3 protein-coding genes are annotated in these 1,956 nt (G+C 72.8%); 1 reads left to right on the top strand and 2 read right to left on the bottom strand.

Annotated features, from left to right (window positions below):
* The coding region (nusA, locus tag F8A92_RS18350) for a transcription termination factor NusA (RefSeq protein ID WP_153506624.1) at positions 1–1,036 on the bottom strand (1,036 nt) is incomplete at its 3' end.
* Positions 1,033–1,512, bottom strand: coding sequence for a ribosome maturation factor RimP (rimP, locus tag F8A92_RS18345; RefSeq protein ID WP_228389579.1), 480 nt, complete (start codon positions 1,510–1,512; stop codon positions 1,033–1,035). The genes nusA and rimP, both read right to left, overlap by 4 nt.
* A gap of 148 nt (positions 1,513–1,660) precedes the next feature.
* On the opposite strand from rimP, the gene F8A92_RS18340 reads away from it, so the two are divergent.
* Positions 1,661–1,956: hypothetical protein (locus F8A92_RS18340; protein WP_228389578.1), on the top strand; the 296-nt coding region annotated here is incomplete at its 3' end.

Below are 1,956 nucleotides of genomic sequence, written 5' to 3'. Positions count from 1 at the left end.
GCCCGCTGCCGCCCCCGCCGGCCCGCTCGGCGGGGTCGGCCGTCGCCGACGGCGCGTCGGCCTCGGCGTCGCTGCGGATGTCGATGCGCCAGCCGGTGAGCCGCGCGGCCAGCCGGGCGTTCTGGCCCTCGCGACCGATCGCCAGCGACAGCTGGAAGTCCGGCACGATGACCCGCGCGGCGCGGGCGAACCGGTCGGTGACCTGGACGTCGATGACCTGCGCCGGCGAGAGCGCGGAGGCGACGAATTCCGTCGGGTCGTCGGAGTAGTCGACGATGTCGATCTTCTCGCCCTGCAGCTCGCTCATCACGTTGCGGACGCGCGCGCCCATCTCGCCGATGCACGCGCCCTTCGCGCTGACGTCGGGCGAGTTCGAGCGCACCGCGATCTTGGTCCGGTGCCCGGCCTCGCGGGCCACGGCGATGATCTCGACCGTGCCGTCGGCGATCTCGGGCACCTCGAGGGCGAACAGCTTGCGGACCAGGTTCGGGTGGCTGCGGCTCACCGTCACCTGCGGACCGCGATGCCCGCGCACCACCGAGACGATCAAGACCTTGATCCGGCTGGCGTGCTGGTAGCTCTCGCCGGGCACCTGCTCGCTGGACGGCAGCGCCGCCTCGAGCTTCGGCGTGAGGCGGACGGCGACCACGCCGCGCTCGTTGCGCATGGCGTCGGCCTCGATCACGCCGCCGACGAGGTCGCCCTCCCGGCCGGCGAACTCGCCGAAGGTGTGGTCCTGCTCGGCCTCCCGCAGCCGCTGCAGGATGACCTGCTTGGCGGTCATCGCCGCGATGCGGCCGAAGTCGTGCGGTGTGTCTTCCCATTCGCGGGCGACGGTCCCGTCGTCGGCGAGCTCCTGCGCGATGACCTGCACCAGACCGGTCTTGCGGTCGATCTCGACGCGCGCCCGAGGGGCGTGCCCCTCGGTGTGCTTGTACGCCGACAGCAGCGCGGTCTGGATCGCCTCGATCACGGTGTCGAACGAGATGTCCTTCTCCCGCTCGATCGTGCGCAGCGCCGCGATGTCCACGTTCATTCCTGATGCTCCTTGCTGCCCGCGGGCTTGCTGAACTCGACCTGGACCCGCGCCGGGGAGATCGCCTCTCGATGATGCTCGACGTCGCCGGCCTCGGTCTGGACGGTCACGCGGTCGCCGTCGACGCCGAGCACCCGGCCCTGGACCTTCCGGTCGCCGTCGGCCCACTCGACCAGCCGGCCGATCGCCCGGCGCCAGTGCCGCTGCTCGGTCAGCGGCCGGTCGACACCCGGCGAGGTGACCTCCAGGGTGTACGGCGACGAGCCGAACCCGTCGTCGCCCTCGTCCAGCGCCGACGACACGGCGCGGCTGACGGTCGCGATGTCGTCGAGGCTGACACCGGCGTCGGAGTCGACGACCACCTTGAGCACGCTGCGTCGTCCGGCCTGCGAGACGGTGAGGGCCTCCAGATCGAAGCCGGTCTGCTCGACCACCGGACGCACCGTCGACTCGAGCTCCTGCTGTCGACGGTCCACACCTCGCGATCCTGCACCTGGGGGGCGTCTGGTCATCGACGTTCTCCATTCCGTGCTGTGGATGCACCTGTGGGCGGGCAATTGTGCCCTCGAGCGTACCGGCGAGCCGGCGGGCGCCGCTACGCGGTGTGCTGGCACACTCGAGGGGATGCCCGATCCGCTCGCTGCCCGCCTCACCCGCCGCCACGTCCTGGCCGGCGCCGCGGCCCTGACGCTCACGCTGGCGGGCTGCACGACCGGGGCTCCGGCGCCGGCGGCGACTCCGCCGAAGGACCCGCTCGAGGACCTGCTCGCCGCGCACGTCGCGCTGCGGTCGGCGTACGACGTCGCGGTGGCCACGGTGGCCGGTGACACCCGCCTCGCGCCGCTGCGGGCCAACGTCGACCAGCACGTCACCGCGCTGGCCGGCGCGCTCGCCGTCAGGGGCTGCCGGCGTCCGGTCGT

This window comes from Cumulibacter manganitolerans, from assembly GCF_009602465.1.
In the GTDB taxonomy this organism is placed as follows: domain Bacteria; phylum Actinomycetota; class Actinomycetes; order Mycobacteriales; family Antricoccaceae; genus Cumulibacter; species Cumulibacter manganitolerans.
The sequence above is the reverse complement of the archived record's forward strand: the minus strand, read 5'-3'. Positions and strand labels throughout refer to the sequence as shown.